The following is a 16,532-nucleotide window of genomic DNA, read 5'->3' on the forward strand; positions in this document are numbered from 1 at the left end:
ACAGGGGCCTCAAGTGGATTCGGCATTGATTTTGCTAATATATTCGCAGAAAGCGGATCTAATCTTATCTTAGTAGCAAGACGAATAGAGCCTATGCAAGAATTAAAGAGAAAGGTAGAAGCAAATCACAAAATAAAAGTTGAAGTAATCCCAATGGATTTGAGCACTAAAGAAGCACCGGTTACTCTCTATAATGCGGTCAAATCGAAAGGCATTGTTGTAGACGCTCTTATTAATAATGCAGGCTTTGGAATCTATGGAGAATTTGTTGATGCTCCCTGGGACAAAGAAGAAATGCAACTTATGGTAGATGTTGTAAACCTTATGCATCTAACAAAGCTTTTTTTGAAAGACATGGTAGCGCGTAACTCTGGTTATATCCTGAATATTTCCTCTATCGCTGCATTCCAGCCTTCTCCCCTTTATGCATCTTACTCAGCCGGCAAAAGTTATGTTCTAAATTTCACCGAAGCATTAAACTATGAACTTCGTAATACCAATATAAAGGTAAGCACACTCGCTCCCGGTGTTACTCGCACAGGATTCCAAGAAACGGCTGCAAAAGAAAAACCACTTACACCTTACCAAAAACTCAGTATGATGGAAAGTAGACCTGTAGCTGAAATAGGGGTAAGAGGTCTTATGCGCGGAACTCCAAGTGTATTGCCTGGATTTATGAACAAACTCAGTATCTTCTTTCTTCGATTTACACCAAGACGAGTTATGGCTCTCATGGTATATCGACTCATGAAGATAGATTGATTTTTTCTTTGAACTCCTACCGGGAAGGTAAGGATTGTTAGCCAATCATAATATATCCCAAAGCTAGAAAGGATAGATTTATTCTTTTCTCCATAACAGTCTTTACTTTCTTCGATTTCATTTTTCCCAAAGGTTTTGCAAGATGATTCTAGATCAAAGATTACTAAATCGGATGAAAACTTCATTGCGCAATCTTCACCATTAACAGATACGATGGTCTTAGATATTCAAACTCATATCGTTTTTTTTTCGGTGTCTGTTATCAGTGTGCATCGGTGGTAATCAGTTCCTACAACTTAAACTCTTTTGCTGGAACGAAGATTTTTTTTCTCCAATTCTCTTGCGGTCATGATTAGCATTTGCAATCTATTTTCGATATTTCCAATGCTAATATCGGGGTCATAGTCTAGAGATAGTATTTGAATATCGTTGTATTTTTCTTTAATTGCTTTGATTAAACCTCGCCCTGAGATATGATTGGGAAGACAACCAAAGGGCTGAACAATGATAAAGGATTTAATTCCTTTTTTAATCATGGCAATAATTTCACCGGGCATGAGCCAGCCCTCTCCGGAATTAAAAGAAATATCAAAGACCTCACTCGCATTCTTGCTAATTTCATATACAGTAGGTCTATATTCATAAAAGCGAAACGATTTCATGATTTTATCAATTGGCTTTCTATTAAAATTTACAACACCTTCTATGATTTGTTGCATTACCCAATCTTTTAGTGGAATCTCAGAGAATTTTTTTCGTGCGCATACTATAATTAACCATCTCTTGCGAAAAGAAATCGGAAATGGGTGGAAGGATTGTTTCCATATCGTTCTTTCGCAAATATTCGATTAGCCCGTAATTCGCTACAGAGTTGTAATTAACCAGTATCTCCCCAATGATGACAACTTTGGGTTTTGGATTCGATCTATCTATTTCGATTTTATTAAATGCAGGGACTGCTTCTTTTAAAACTTTTTTTGCTCTTCGAAAATTAGTCATGAGAGCATCCATTCCTTTATCCATATAATGCTTGAATACTTTTTCAGTCTCACCTTGATTTTTCTCATAGGGCAAAGTTTTCTGTCTCATCTCATTCAAAGATTCCCAGATAAGCATTCCCTGAAGTGCAATTATATCCCAATAAAAACCAAGTCTAAATCCGGGATGTGTTTCGTAGATATCAGAATCGTTAGTCACTATAGGAATATCAGAATATCCACTCTCATCCAAACTTTTTCGAACAAGGGTAAAATACTGTAAGGCTCTACAGGCATTGCATCTTTTTCCGAGTGCAATTGCAATTTCATCTCTTTTATAATTTCCATTTTTTAATCCATGTAAGACGGGTCAACCTGTCATTCGTAGGAAAAATTTAAATGTCGATTGCTCCAAACGTGTGACCATGAACCTTCATAGATTTTTTCCCGCAATTTAAGAATGCTATGTGCGCCTTTAATAAGCCATTTCATTCCGGCTTGTTTAAGTCTCTGTTGGACGAGATATTTATTTGCACTTTCAACCGCGCCTGAGCCAATGAAGTAACCAAGTTTTCTAAACTCATCATAGTGCATTTTATTTTGACGGGTATGATAGTAAGAATACAGATTTCGAATTTCTGTTTCTTTTTTGGGATATTCCTTGATGAGGTTTAGTAAAGTTGCGCATACATCTAATACTCTTCCATTCCATAAAAGGTCTTTGAGAGGAGCTACAAATTCTTTCACTTTTAATTCCTCCTTTTCGCCAAATATGGATTTACCGCAATTCCAAAGATGTTCTTCTGCATGATACCAATCAAGAATATGAATTGAATCTGGATGTAACCTTAATCTCATCTGATCAATCCACTCTGCACCATCGGTCACATAAATAACTTTTTCCGCTCTATACAAACAAGTTTTCTTCTTAGTTAGATTTTCAAAATGCTCCACTCCTTGACCAAGAGAAGTTACATATCTTTTTTCTGTAATATCACGTCGAGTTCTGTCTTTGTTGTATTTAATATCTTCTTCTCGAAACAAAAGAGCAAGCTTATTTTCTCTATATTCTACATGGTTCTTTTCGCCTTCCTCTCCACAAATTGGAACCATACTTCCATCCACTTCTACATAAAGGGTCGCTGTCGTTAACTCAGTGTTATTCTCTACCGGAGACTCTTCTTCTTTTTTAAGTAACGCATGACCACAATTTTCTGACACGACTCGAATAACTTCTTCGTCTACTTCTAATCCTTCGATGTCTTTAAAAAATTCCTTTACTCGCTCAAAGGGAGCATGAGCGGCTAACCAACATATCTTCTCTTCAAATTTCCCACCTGCACTATTTGGGCTAATTCCGAGTATCCTATCTAAGGGAAATTCAGTGTAATCACAATTACGATTTACGCAAGTATAATACGTTCTCTGTATTTCAATACTTCCAGTTCTGCCTGTCTGAATTGTTCTTTTGCGCAGTCCTTGATTCTTTAACTTTTCTTCACACCCGCACTTCGGGCATTTTTTTTTACCTTCTCGCCTTTGCCCATTTTCTTCAATGCTAACAAAAGAACTTCTTCATTCTCGATTAGATTCTCTGACATCCATCCCTGCAATTCCGATAAGGTCGGCGCAGTCTTCGGTAATTTCTCTGTCGATGCTCTAAGTCTTTCTTTATATTTTAAGGTTAATTCTTCTATATCAGATTCTGAAAAGTGCATTAGGTTTCTCCCCTTTTTTACTACTTTTCTTTCCCATTTATTTTGTACAATTTTTTTACCTACTTTTTACAGGTTGACCCATCTTAAGACCTCTCCTACATTTAATTGAGCAGGAAAACAAATATCGTTATGCACATATCTCTTCCCTAATTCAACAGCTTCCTCATTGGCAAATGGAAATATTCCTGCCTTGTATCCATTTCGTTCAATGGCTACTTTCATGATCTGAGAAAACTCGGGAAACATATTTGGCATTAAAACTGTTCTTTTTTTACTGTCTTTCTTTGTGAAAATTGCTTTTTGTTTTTCTTTATTTTCTGCCATAAATTAATACATTAGAAACCGGAACGGTTAATCTAATTATTCCTCCTTGTAGTTGCTAGCATTTCTTTTGCTCGTTTATTTTTAATCGATTCAATGAATGATTTAACCCTGATATTGATTGGTCCTTTGTTTTCTCCCTCATCTAGTTTTAAGACAAGTGGACTTTTTCCTGAATACTCTTTTAGAACCCTATCTAGCTCGTCACTTATGATCGCATCATGCCCACAACCAAAACTTACAATTTGCACAAGTTCTAAATTGGGTTGATCATTTGTAAAAATGGCCGCACTGTAAAGCTGGGTATGAAATTCATTATTTGTATCCACTCTCAAATCATGAAAAGTAATATCATTGATTTCAGGTATTCCGTCTAACGTGATAACTGGAATATCCATTTTTGTAAAATGAACTGCTAGTTCGTGATTGATAAAATTATCGTAATGATAGGGTCTACCGGCGATTAAAACCGCAAACCGATCAGTGCCTTTGAGAGAATCCATAATTCGTTTTGATTCTTCTATTAATTTTAATTTGAACAGATTATTGGCATTATCCGCTTGCTCAATTGCCTTTAAGACGATTTTTTCTTTGATACCCAACTTTTCTTTTGCATAGAGTGCAATCTGTGCGTTTCTAGATTTTATAGATTCAAATTGAAACGCAGGAGTATCATATTCTATCCCAAACTGCCTTGGATTATCGTTTATTCTCACTATCTCTGCATAACCTTGGATCACAGGACACATCCAGGAATTCTGCGAATTTTTATTTTGCTTAATAATCTTTTGCAAAAGAGGATTAAAGATTCGATCAACTTTTTTTTCTATGAGATCTAAAATATGTCCATGGACTACTTTGGCAGGAAGACAAATCGTATCCGAGGAAACAGAGCCAAGCCCAGTCTCAAACAATTTATAAGAAGTAGAACTCGATAATTCTACCTTGTATCCGAGGGATAAGAAAAAATGCTTCCAGAACGGCAAACTATTGTAAAACTCCAAGGTCTTTGGAATTCCGATCGTTTGATTCTTTGGCGTATCCACAATGGAAATAGGAAACTCAGATACCAAAAGTTTTTCTCTAAAGCTTAGCATATCCGGTTTCGATTTTTGTTTTGTGTTGATTGCTTTAATCTTTTCTTTTACTTCTGGATTTTTTGGGTCTTCTAAAATTTCTCCTTTCTCACATCTGTTTCCAGTTACATAATAACTATGATTGGAAAATTCCACAACGGAGCGATTGCAGGAATTAGAGCAAAATTTACAAACAACAGAAGGCATTTTACTATACTCAAATTTTTCTAAATCTTCCCATGAAATAAAAGTCGGAGAATAACTTCCATTTGCCTGTATATCCTTTTCAATCTTTTCCTTTGTTAGAATGGCAATGCCAATCGCTCCCATTTCACCCGGATGATCGGGACGAATGACCTCTTTTTCAGTCAATAACTGAAAGGCTCTCAGGATTGCATCATTTTTAAAAGTTCCACCCTGAACAACAATTCTATTTCCCAATAAATCTATATTAGAAATACGTAATACTTTTGTGAGTGCGTTTTCTATAATTGATTTACATAGTCCGGCAAATATATCTTCTACAGACTTACCATTCTTTTGTTCTGTGATGATAGAGGAATTCATAAATACAGTGCATCTAGATCCAAGCACTGACGGATAATTCGAGTTAAACGCTAGCTCTGCAACTTGTGAAATGGGAATTTTTAAAGTAGAAGAATAGGTGTCTAAAAAAGAACCACATCCAGCGCTACAGGCTTCGTTCAAAACAAAGTTTGTAGGAATCCCATTGTGAACAAAGATTGCCTTCATATCCTGTCCACCAATATCTAAAATAAAACTAACATCGGGGCAATTCATTACAGCCGCTCTTGTATGCGCTACCGTTTCTACTGTATGATAATCAGTGTTAAACGCTTTATGAATTAGCATTTCCCCGTAACCGGTAGAGCCAGCCCCGATTACTTTTAATAGAATATTTTTTTCTAAGTAGGAATTGTAAATCTGTAGAAGTCCACCTTTAATTACTTGAATTGGATCTCCTTCATTGTTTTTGTAAAACTTATCGAGTAATTTTCCATCCTTATCTATAAGAACAAATTTACTCGTTGTAGAGCCAGCGTCTATTCCGATGTATACTTCCATTACCTTACGACCATTCGGTGAGTAGGTATCCAAGTAAGATTTAAAATCAGGAATTTTATAACGTCTATTGAATTCTTCTCTTTCTGTTTTATCTTTAAAATAATTTGAATTCAGTTTTGCTAAATTTTTCTTATGATCGAATACTCGATTTTCTAATGCTTCTAGATTTGCAGGCTTATACAGATTATCCTTTTCTCCAAACATATCTTGAACAGAAAGAGCAGCACCAAAGGCTACAATTACTTCTGGATGCTGTGGAATAATAATTTCATCGCTTCCTAAATTGAGTCTTTCTCGGAAAACTTCTATTAGCCTCGGATTGAATGTAAGTGGACCTCCTTCAAATATTACAGGTCCTTCAATTTTGATTCCCTGCGCTAAACCACCTATGGTCTGTTTTGCAATGGCGTGAAATACAGATAAGGCAATATCGTTTTTAGAAATTCCCTGGTTTAGTAAAGGTTGCACATCTGTCTTAGCAAAGACTCCACATCTTCCCGAAATATCATAAACCCGATTTCCCTTAAGCGCATACTCATTAAAATCCTCTGTAGAAATTTTTAAAAGCTCTGCCATCTGGTCGATAAAAGCACCTGTTCCACCGGCACAACTTCCATTCATTCGCATATCGTGCACTAGATTGCTATCAGTGTATTCGTCCTTCTTAAAAAAAATCAACTTCGCATCTTGTCCACCGAGTTCAATTGCAGATTTTGTCTCTGGATATAATCTTTTGATGATAATGCTATTAGCCACCACTTCCTGAATAAAAAAGATTGTAAAGCTTTGCTATATCAAAACCACCACTTCCGCAAATTGCCAACCTAAATTCGTCTTCTGGATACAGTTGGTGTGCTTCTTTTAGTAATGTCAGGACAGTCTTGGATTGCTCCGAATTGTGCCGCATATACTTAAAATGAACAAGAGAATCCTGCTTCTCAGGATGAACCAAAGCAATCTTAACAGTCGTAGAACCAACATCGATCCCAGCAAATAAAATATTTCTCATATTCTAAGATGTTTTTAAAACTATTCTAAATTTTTAAAGTAAAAAATCTGATAATATTGAGACAAATAAAAACTATTCAGAATTTTCGTTACCCGCAATAGCTTAATCCTACAAAATTCTCAGTAAAAGACTAGAATCAGGTAAGAGTAGTCTATCAAATATTCATCCTGTAAATCTTGTTAATCCTGTCTAAGAAAAATCTCTTTACCACAGGCAATAGATACCCTGTATCTCATTTTTACTATGAATGATACTATCAAAGATACTGTAAATCATACTCCTGCTTTTTTAAGAGTATCTTTAATAGTATACTAGACAGTATCCTTCATCCATAGCCAAGCCAAATAAATAAACCCGGTCTCTTGATTTTTTTTCCACTTGAGTATTTCCCTAGATAGGAAATTTTGGAATAGCAATCCCAATTGACAAAGTGAGAGTTCAAATATGCCAACATACGATTATAAATGTAAAACCTGTGACAAAGTGTTTGAACACTTTCAAGCAATGAAAGACGAACCTTTAAAAGAATGCCTTTGCGAAAAGAAAGGAGAAGTTTCTAGAATGATTTCCGGTGGAACTGGAATTATTTTTAAAGGGAGCGGTTTTTATGTAACAGACTACAAAAAAAGCGGAAGCGGAGAAAACTCAGCAAGTGTGACCACTCCTTCTACAACGCCTGCGACTCCAACAACAACGACTCCGGCTGCGACAACAAGTCCTGCACCGTCTACAGACAAATAAGCATTGGCAAGATTAGCAATCATTGCGGGTGCTGGTGATTTGCCACATATAGCCATGCGCGAAGCCTTAGCGCAAGGAGAAGACCCATTGTTTTTCTCCATTACAGAATCTGATTTTTATGCAGGAGAATTTGCAAGTCGAACTATTCCTGTATATATCACACAAATCGGAAAGATATTTAAGCTTTGCAAAAAAAACAATGTAGATAGAATTTTACTTTTAGGCAAAGTAAAAAAAGATATAATTCTAAAAACGTATCGATATGATTTGAAAACGATTACATTACTGGCAAAGATGCTGAATCAAAATGACTATACATTCTTTGAAACAGCCGCTAAGGAATTTGACAAAGAAAAAATCAAAATCCTATCTCAGAAAACGTATCTAAAAACCCTTTTACTTCCAGAAGGACGTTATACGAAAGCGAAACTCTCTAAAGATAAGTTAGGCGATATAGAATTCGGAATGAACATTGCGCATCAACTCGCCACACTCGATGTAGGTCAGACTGTCATTGTAACGCAAAAGATGGTGTTGGCGCTAGAAGCAATTGAAGGAACAGACGAAACCATTAAACGTGGCGGTCTGCTTTCTAGAAAAAAAGGAGCCGTAGTCTGTAAAAGCACTAAACGGGGACAAGACGATAGATTTGATCTACCTACTATCGGTATTGAAACTCTACAAAATATGCACGCATCAGGATGTGACACAATCGCTATTCGTGCGAGCGAGACAATCGTAGTCAGTCCAAAGCAATTCATAGAAGAAGCAAATAAACTCAAAATAAATTTCATCAGCTATTCAGGTCCTGAGAGTAATAAATACAATGCAGAAAAAAAAATCTAACGCCACAGCAAAGAAAACAGTTTCTAAGAAAGCTACAACCAAGAAGTCAACAACTGTTTCTAAAAAGAAAGTAACGACAAAGAAGGTGATTCAAGAGGTAACTCCTAAATTACCTCCGATAGAAGAGAAAATTTTAATTGTTTGCGGCGAGCCTTCCGGTGATTTGCTAGGTGCTGATTTGATTCAGGAACTCAGAAAGACTGGAGGCAACTTTTCATTTACCGGTATCGGCGGAAATGAAATGGAAAAGCTTGGATTTAAATCTTTACATGATATGGAATCATTGAGTGTAATCGGATTTACTGGAATTATCACTCGTTATCATCAATTAAAAAGAATCGCAAAAGACTTAGTTCAAAAAGCAGTAGAGCAGAACGTCCATTATGCTGTTCTTATAGACTATCCGGGATTTAACCTTCACCTTGCCGAAAAGCTCCGCGAGAAAGGAATTAAAATTATATTCTACGTCTCCCCACAAATCTGGGCTTGGAGATTTAATAGAATCTTTCGTATTCAAAAATTTGTAGACTTAATGCTCGTTCTATTTCCATTCGAAAAGAAAATCTACGACGAATACAGTGTAAACTGTGAATTTGTGGGTCATCCTTTAAGCAGTCGAATGAAAGAAAAGATTCTCACCGAAAAGCCAATTGACATAGAGAAAGGGGTAACAACTGTTTGTCTCATGCCGGGCTCCAGGGCAGGCGAAATTTCTAGACTCATAGACCCTATTCTAGACAGTGCAGTATTAATTCAAAAAAGAATGGATAGTCAGAACAAAAAAGTGCAGTTTATCCTTCCCAATATTAATAAATCACAAGAGACAGCTATCCTAGAAAAATTAAGTCAATTCGAAAAAGAATCAAACATAAAAATAAAATATTTCTTTGACAACTCTGCCAAATGCTTAGAAGCCTCTGACTTAGTGATTCTATCTTCCGGAACAGCCACACTCGAAGTCACCTACTTTGAAAAGCCAATGATTATTGTTTATAAACTTGGATTTATTACCTATCAAATTGGATTAAGAATCGTAAGAGCAACGGATATCGGGTTAGTCAATATTCTAGCCGGAAAAAGAATTTGCAAAGAATTCTTACAAAAGGAAGTTACCGGACAAACAATATTTGCCGAAGCAAAACAAATTCTAGAAGATACAAATTACCGCGAAGAAATGACACGGCAAATCAAAGCAGTAAAGGCGAGTCTAGGGGACGGAAACGCTGGAAAAAATGCATCCACTGCTATTCTAAAATTGATTCGGGACTCTGCTCTTCTTTAACGATACGAACGACTTTATTATCTAAAATTCCGCCCCAGATGTTTTTGGTTTTCTCGGCAAATAGAAAGTATGCGAAGGGACTGTCATCTTCCATTCTGTATTGCAAGCGAAGACCTCTTACATCTTCGAGAGCATAGATTTGCAAGCGTTCCTTTTCTTTGACAAGAAAAGTCTTATCATTTTTTTCAAATAGAATCTTTGTATTGTAAGAAGGAACAATCTTCCAGGTTCCAACTAACTCTCTTGTATCATACAATTCGAATGCTGGTTTTTTAGAATCTCCATTACTGCACTTAAGAAAAAATGCTAGGGTTATTAATAATAATATTATTTTTTTGATTTTTGACATGATGCACCTGTTTTTGTAAACGCTATGTTTTGCGGTTTATTTTTTAATTGCCCATAGAAAATATAATTCACATCGGATCGGACAAGACTCGCATTTCCCCGCAAGTCTAATTCTTTACTTTTAACTTCAATATTTCTGATAAACCCTTCCTGAGAATAGGCATTGAAACCAAGGCTAATATCCAAATTACTCTGTCCCAGAAACATTTCAGACAAATTAACATTATCCCCCGGATTCGATCGAATAAAACTATTTCCAATTAGATTTAATTCCCCTGCTATACTTCGATTCACGAGTAAATCAGAGAAATTATTTCCACCGGAAACAAAAGACATATTAAAATTAATAATGTCAGTGTAAATACTGCTATCGCAAAGATCAAATGTCTCGTCTAGCCAAACAAGGGATGAAATACGAGTTCTAAAATCAACGGCAGGAACTTTTCTATCATAATAAAAATTTAAGTTTAATTCGTTTTCCTTTTTATCAATAATTCCTCCGGTTAATACTAAATTGCCAGCACCGGATTCAATTTTTAAATCAAGATTATAACTTCCCTGTGAATGGGAATCAGGTCTATACTTTACTTCGCCAATTTTCATATTTGCTTTTACATTTGCTTTTTCTAAAAAGACTTTGTGTAATGCTGATTGAACAAAGAATGTTTCAGGCAACATTTTTTCTTGCCGCTCTTTTATATCACTACTGACTTTCGCAGCAATAGAATCATAAATAGACTGAAAACTTTTCAGAATGAGTGAGTCTAAATTTACATTTAACTTTAGATTGGATATAGTAGAAGAAACGGGAGCTTCCTTTGCTGCCTTAGTAAAGGAAATAGTTCCATTCATTGCAGCATTAAAGTCTTTATCAAATAGCTTACCCTTTAAATCGGTATGCAATTCATTTTGGCTCCAATTAAATTTTAGGCTAGTATCAGTTAGCCGCATAGAGGGAGTATTACTTTGAAATTCTAAGTCATTTAGACTTCCATTTCCATCAATCCAAATCCAATCAGCAAGCCTTCCAGTTTCTTCCAGTCTCATATTGAGTTGCATATTGCCTTTGACAGTAACATCTTCTTCTAGCACTAACCGGTCTAGCAGCTTATTAAAATTATCCACTCGAATTGAAATTGTAGTCTTACGTAAATTATTCGCTGGAGTATGAACCTGTTCGTCGTAAAAGAATTCAGGACTCGATATTTTTCTTTTAAAATAGGATTCAGAAGTCTTTGGATCGGTAAATTCTTTTAGATATGAAAATTTTGCATTGATAGTAAAATCATTTGCCTTGATATTTGAGATAGGAAAAAAATCTCCACTGAACTTTCTGAAATTCAAATTACCATCAATACTAAAATCATCCTGTGTTTTATTCATTGAAATAAAACCGTCAGCAAGTCCCGACTCAGGTGTGAGATTGAGTAAAATCTTTGAAATTCCAGACATATTCTCTAAATCTTCATCCGAGAAATCAATTCTTAATGAATTCTCGGTAGTCTCTAAGTTAATCTTACCACTTCCTTTGAGGCTACCGGCAAGTATCCCTAAAAACTTATTATCATTAAAGGAAATTTCCAAAATTTGATTCTTTCTTAGAATGGAAACATGAATTGGTCTAGTGCTTCGAAGCAAATCCTGATTATTCGCTCTTAGCTGAATTTCTAGATTATCAAAGTAAATATCGGGAAGATTTAATTCGTGAATATGCTTTAATACATTCACATTCATCGGATCGTCTATGTCTAGTGTTAGCTTTGCACTATAGATTACAATTTTTTCAGGAACAATCGCTTTCGAGAAAAGCGAGGTGAGTCGGACATCGATTCGCTTACTTGTAAATAAAAGCTTATTGCTAGAAAAATCTTCTTCCTGCGAAATCTTAATGTCTTCAAAGATAATTCCCTGCAATGAGGAAAAGTCTGCGATTCCAATTTCTACCGCTTTAGATAAATTCTTTCGAATGAAAGTAACAATAGAAGACTTAACCTGATAAATATTTACATAATTCTTTCTTACATAATACGCGTAGAAATTATTCACGATAAACAAAGTAACACTTAACAATAAGAATGCGATGAAAATCGTAACATTCCATTTAGATTTCAAAAAACGAAATTGAAAAATTTCCCATCTGTCCTTTAAATCTATGTATAATCTAAGGATTTTTTTTTGTATTCGATCAATCATTATATATTATCTGGTAATTCACTGCTTACTCTCAATCATTGGTGTTGATAGTTAATATCGCTAGGACGATTTTAATCTCTCCAATTCCTCTAAGAAATTTTCTGGTGTTGTAGTCTCGCGCATAGATTGAACATCCAAATAATCTCTAGAAATTTCATCCAAGAAACGAGAGGGCTGGCAAGGCATTGACTCTCCATATTTTTTTCGTTCACTTGCACCCGTCATGAATAATTTTCGGCGCGCACGAGTCATACCAACATAGAAAAGTCTTCTCTCTTCATCTACCGTTTGTCCTTCATCAATTACTCTAGAATTAGGAATAATTCCTTCTTCAATCCCAACGAGAAATACTACTTCAAATTCTAGTCCCTTAGATAGATGCATTGTCATCAGTTGCACTCGGTTGTCCCTTGCATCTTTCTCATTGGAATCATCATCATTTGTCAAAAGAGAAAGTCTAGCAATAAAATCAAATAAGGTTGGCTTTCCTTCTGAATCCCACTCCTCTTCAAAATAAGACATCATATTGGCTAACTCGGAAAGATTTAGCATACGAGCCTTCATTACCTTCTCATCCGTTTCTTCTGTCGATATTTCTTTTTCAAATCCGATTTCTTTAATAAATTTACGGAGCACTTCTGTCATCTTATTGGCTGTATAAAATTCAGATCTATACCTATGAAGTAAATCTAAAAATTCATAGATCAAAGCAGCGGAGGCACGTTTAATTTCAGGAATAAATTCTGGCTCTTCACAAATTTTATGAAGCACATCCATTACTGACATACTTGCATCTACTGATTTTTGCTGAATCTTACCAATGGATGTTTGCCCGATTCCACGTTTTGGATAATTTAGAATTCTTAGGAGTGAAATTTCATCCTTTGGATTTGCGATTACTCGTATGTAGGCGACAAGATCTTTTACTTCTTTTCTATCAAAAAAATTATACGCTCCAATGAGCTTATACGGAACACCTCGGAGTCTTAACTCTTCTTCAAAAGGTCGGGATTGATAATTGGTTCTAAATAGAATCGCAATTTCTGAGCCCTGTCTATGCTCTTTGATAAGCTCGTTTTGAATTTCATCTACTACGAATATCGCTTCGTCTTTTTCGTTTTGCCGTTCCACATAAAGAGGTCTATCCAAGTGATGAATCTCTGACCAGAGTTTCTTTTCTCTTCGTGATGTATTATTTTTAATTAGAGAATTTGCGGCATTTAAAATATTCATAGAAGATCGGTAATTTTGGAGTAACCGCACGACCTTCGTATTCTTAAAGTCTTTTTCGAAGTCTAGAATCAAATTGACATTAGACCCTCTAAATCCGTAGATACTTTGATCATCATCCCCTACTACGCAAATATTGTTTCTATCGTTTAATAAAAGCTTGATGAATTCATATTGAACCTGATTCGTATCTTGAAATTCATCAATCATATAGAATTTATGTTTTTTATGAAAATGTTCTTTTACTTCTGGAAAATCTCTCAGAATCTTCATTGGAAGTAAGATTAAATCATCGAAGTCCACCGAATTCATATTCTTTAGAATTTGCACATATTCATCGAATATATCCAAGACAATTAGATCAATTTCCTTTCCCGAAGTTTCGAGGCTTCTCTTGTAATCCGCTCCCATATTTTTAAGCCTACTGATATGCGATAAGATTAATTTTGGCGGAAATAACTTTGGATCTATTTTTCTTTGCTTTAGTGAATCAATTAAAAGTGACTCTAAATCACCCGGAGTCTGAAGCATAAAGGGCATGTGAAACCCTAGACGGTCGATGTATTTTTTTAGTATATTTAAACCGAGAGAATGGAAAGTAGAAAGCGTTAATCCTCTACCTTCTTTTTTTAGGAGAGACTTTCTTACACGCTCTCTCATTTCCTTAGAGCTTTTATTTGTAAATGAAAGCGCTACTATATGCTTTGGATCTATTTTCTTTTTTTGGATTAGGTAGACAATGCGATTGGTAATAACGCGTGTCTTACCTGAGCCTGCACCTGCAAATATAAGAAGTGGACCTTCTACATGTCTTACTGCTGATTCTTGTTCTGGATTTAATTTCAATTGGTACGAATTCTTTGCCGCAGAGTCACAGAGAAAATTAATGAAATATTTCTAAATAGAAAGCAAGAGATTTCATAAACATCGTTTAGTATCGAAACCTCTCACTCCTATGTGTCTCAGTGACTCTGTGGCAAAGCCTTTTTACAACTCCTACAGGAGATGCTTACAAATAAAGTTTCTTAATCTGCTCTTTGTATTTTTCTGTTATCACGTGACGTTTGAGTTTAAATAGATTAGTCATTTCATCTCCAACTTCAAACGGTTTTGTGATTAGGAAAAAAGAATTTACTTGTTCAAAGGACTTGAATCCGTTTTTTGCACCGTTGAGTTCTTTGATTTCTTTTTTGTAAAGGTCTAAAACTTTTGAGTTTGCAATTATCGCTTTTTCGTCAGTTTCAGCAATACCATTTTCTTTTGTCCAAATTTTGAGCTTTTCGAAATCAGGAACAATGATAGCACCCAAGTTCTTTTGGTCTTGTCCAACAACCATGATTTGGTTGATGTATAGAGACTCTGTGAGTTTATTCTCGATTGGGACCGGCTCAACGTTTTCACCGCCGAGTAATACAACAGTGTCTTTTGCACGACCTGTAAGAGTCAGCGTATCTTTGAAGTTAATCATCCCCAAGTCTCCGGTATCCATCCAACCATCTTTTAATGCTTTGTCTGTAGCTTCTTGGTTTTTATAGTATCCTTTCATTACTTGAGGACCTCTAACAAAGACTATCCCTTTTACACCACGTTTTCCTTCAACAGATCCATCCACTTTTACATGTGTAAGAACTGCACCGTTGAAATCACGGATTTGAAGTTCAGTCTTAGGAGCCACTTTACCAACAGATCCCATAACAAGATTTTTAAAGTTACGAGCAGAAATCACAGGAGCAGTTTCTGTCATACCATACCCTTCAATCACTTTAATTCCTATATCATTGAAGAACGCATCTACGTGTCTTTGAAGTGCACCACCACCAGAACAAGTAGCTCTTAAATGACCACCGGTCGCCAAACGAATTTTTGAAAGTGCAATCGCATCAAAAAGTTTGTAAGGAATAAAAGTTAAAATCGCTACAAGGATAGACTTGATTCCAGTTAAAAGAGAAACAATAGGATTTCTTCCTTCATAATCCACTTCATGACCTTGAAGGAAACGAACTGATGCATGGAAATGTTTGGAGAAAAAATACGCTGTATTAAAAATTGCTTTTCTTGCAGCAGGAGTTTGCTTTGGATCATTGAGTCTGTTGTATACACCAAGGTAAATACTCTCCCAAAGACGAGGTGCAGAACCCATAAACGTTGGCTTAGCTTTTGCAAAGTCTTCGCGCATATCTCTTACGTTAGTGAAATAAGTTGAAGCACCACGACTAACAGCAGCATACATAAACACTCTTTCAAAGATATGCCAAACTGGTAGAATGGAAAGCACTCTATCCTTAGAAGAAATCTCTAGAAGAGGAACCATGTCATTCACTTGGTGCATCATGTTGGAATGCATAAGCATAACGCCTTTTGGAGCACCGGTAGTTCCAGAGGTATAAATTAATGTAAACAAATCGTCAGGCTTAATATCTGCTATTCGCTCTTCCACTTTCTTTGTGCCAGAAATTCTAAGTTTCTTTCCCTTCTCAATCAACTCATAAAGCTTTAATACACCAGCCGCTCCGGTGGCTTTTGGATCAATCATAATCACAGTTTTCACAGATGTCTTAGATTTTACTTTATTAAACTTTTCTAGGACCTTGTCATTTTCTACGAATAAGACTTTGGCTTCAGAGTGATTTAAAATATACTCTAATTCTGATTCGGTAACATCAGTTCCTCTTGGAACATCCGCTGCGCCAGTCATTAGAATTCCTGCATCTACAATGACCCACTCTAAGCGGTGATCTGCAATAAAACCTACCTTGTCTCTTGCCTTGACTCCTAGTTCGATAAGAGCCTCACTTAATCCAAGACCCATTTCATAGAGGTCTTTGTAATTTGTTGACTGATATTGCTTCTTTTCATCTTTAGAAAAGAATGCCGGCAATGAACCGTATTTTTCAGCCACTTCCCTGTATAGTTCTGCGAGATTGTTCGCCATATTTGTAACTA

The 16,532-nt window shown here is 35.8% G+C and carries 15 protein-coding genes; 4 read left to right on the plus strand and 11 right to left on the minus strand.

All coding sequences use genetic code 11. The features are described 5' to 3' along the window. Positions 1–762: SDR family oxidoreductase (locus tag IPH52_18270; protein MBK7056956.1), on the plus strand; the 762-nt coding region annotated here is incomplete at its 5' end. 296 nt (positions 763–1,058) lie between these two features. Here IPH52_18270 and IPH52_18275 read toward each other — a convergent pair. The 7 genes from IPH52_18275 to IPH52_18305 all read right to left on the minus strand — a co-directional run bounded on the left by IPH52_18275 (position 1,059) and on the right by IPH52_18305 (position 6,949). Further along, a complete protein-coding gene (locus IPH52_18275; GenBank protein ID MBK7056957.1) occupies positions 1,059–1,481 on the minus strand; it encodes a hypothetical protein in 423 nt (140 codons plus the stop codon). A 22-nt stretch (positions 1,482–1,503) separates the two neighbouring features. Beyond that, complete coding sequence (locus IPH52_18280; protein MBK7056958.1) at positions 1,504–1,992, minus strand: hypothetical protein; 489 nt, start codon at positions 1,990–1,992, stop codon at positions 1,504–1,506. 125 nt (positions 1,993–2,117) lie between these two features. Then, positions 2,118–3,296 (minus strand): ISKra4 family transposase, encoded by a 1,179-nt coding sequence (locus IPH52_18285; protein MBK7056959.1) that lies wholly within the window; start codon positions 3,294–3,296, stop codon positions 2,118–2,120. Beyond that, positions 3,227–3,457, minus strand: a complete 231-nt coding sequence (locus IPH52_18290) for a hypothetical protein (protein MBK7056960.1) — start codon at positions 3,455–3,457, stop codon at positions 3,227–3,229. Before IPH52_18290 ends, IPH52_18285 begins: the two co-directional genes overlap by 70 nt. Before the next feature lie 66 nt (positions 3,458–3,523). Next, positions 3,524–3,781 carry a hypothetical protein gene (locus tag IPH52_18295; protein ID MBK7056961.1) on the minus strand — a complete coding sequence of 86 codons (258 nt, stop codon included), beginning with the start codon at positions 3,779–3,781 and terminating at the stop codon, positions 3,524–3,526. A 32-nt stretch (positions 3,782–3,813) separates the two neighbouring features. After that, positions 3,814–6,696: a hypothetical protein gene (locus tag IPH52_18300; GenBank protein ID MBK7056962.1), complete on the minus strand. Its 2,883-nt coding sequence runs from the start codon at positions 6,694–6,696 to the stop codon at positions 3,814–3,816. Continuing rightward, complete coding sequence (locus IPH52_18305; protein ID MBK7056963.1) at positions 6,689–6,949, minus strand: hypothetical protein; 261 nt, start codon at positions 6,947–6,949, stop codon at positions 6,689–6,691. Before IPH52_18305 ends, IPH52_18300 begins: the two co-directional genes overlap by 8 nt. 444 nt (positions 6,950–7,393) lie before the next feature. Between IPH52_18305 and IPH52_18310 the strand changes: the two genes are divergently transcribed. The 3 genes from IPH52_18310 to lpxB all read left to right on the plus strand — a co-directional run bounded on the left by IPH52_18310 (position 7,394) and on the right by lpxB (position 9,818). Then, the gene (locus tag IPH52_18310) at positions 7,394–7,690 is read left to right on the plus strand and encodes a zinc ribbon domain-containing protein (protein ID MBK7056964.1); all 297 of its coding nucleotides are present in this window, start codon (positions 7,394–7,396) and stop codon (positions 7,688–7,690) included. A 3-nt stretch (positions 7,691–7,693) separates the two neighbouring features. Further along, positions 7,694–8,536 (plus strand): UDP-2,3-diacylglucosamine diphosphatase LpxI, encoded by an 843-nt coding sequence (gene lpxI, locus IPH52_18315; GenBank protein MBK7056965.1) that lies wholly within the window; start codon positions 7,694–7,696, stop codon positions 8,534–8,536. 136 nt (positions 8,537–8,672) lie between these two features. After that, complete coding sequence (gene lpxB / locus IPH52_18320; GenBank protein MBK7056966.1) at positions 8,673–9,818, plus strand: lipid-A-disaccharide synthase; 1,146 nt, start codon at positions 8,673–8,675, stop codon at positions 9,816–9,818. On the opposite strand, the gene IPH52_18325 is transcribed toward lpxB, so the two are convergent. The 4 genes from IPH52_18325 to IPH52_18340 form a co-directional block, all read right to left on the minus strand. After that, on the minus strand, positions 9,781–10,167 hold the full coding sequence (locus IPH52_18325; protein ID MBK7056967.1) for a hypothetical protein: 387 nt from the start codon (positions 10,165–10,167) through the stop codon (positions 9,781–9,783). The two genes, lpxB and IPH52_18325, sit on opposite strands and share 38 nt — an antisense overlap. Then, on the minus strand, positions 10,146–12,359 hold the full coding sequence (locus tag IPH52_18330) for a hypothetical protein (GenBank protein MBK7056968.1): 2,214 nt from the start codon (positions 12,357–12,359) through the stop codon (positions 10,146–10,148). Before IPH52_18330 ends, IPH52_18325 begins: the two co-directional genes overlap by 22 nt. A 60-nt stretch (positions 12,360–12,419) precedes the next feature. Beyond that, on the minus strand, positions 12,420–14,435 hold the full coding sequence (locus tag IPH52_18335) for a UvrD-helicase domain-containing protein (protein MBK7056969.1): 2,016 nt from the start codon (positions 14,433–14,435) through the stop codon (positions 12,420–12,422). A 163-nt stretch (positions 14,436–14,598) separates the two neighbouring features. Continuing rightward, positions 14,599–16,521: an AMP-binding protein gene (locus IPH52_18340; protein MBK7056970.1), complete on the minus strand. Its 1,923-nt coding sequence runs from the start codon at positions 16,519–16,521 to the stop codon at positions 14,599–14,601. Positions 16,522–16,532 lie beyond the last annotated feature (11 nt).

The sequence above is a fragment of the Leptospiraceae bacterium genome (assembly GCA_016708435.1).
Taxonomy (GTDB): Bacteria; Spirochaetota; Leptospiria; order Leptospirales; family Leptospiraceae; genus UBA2033.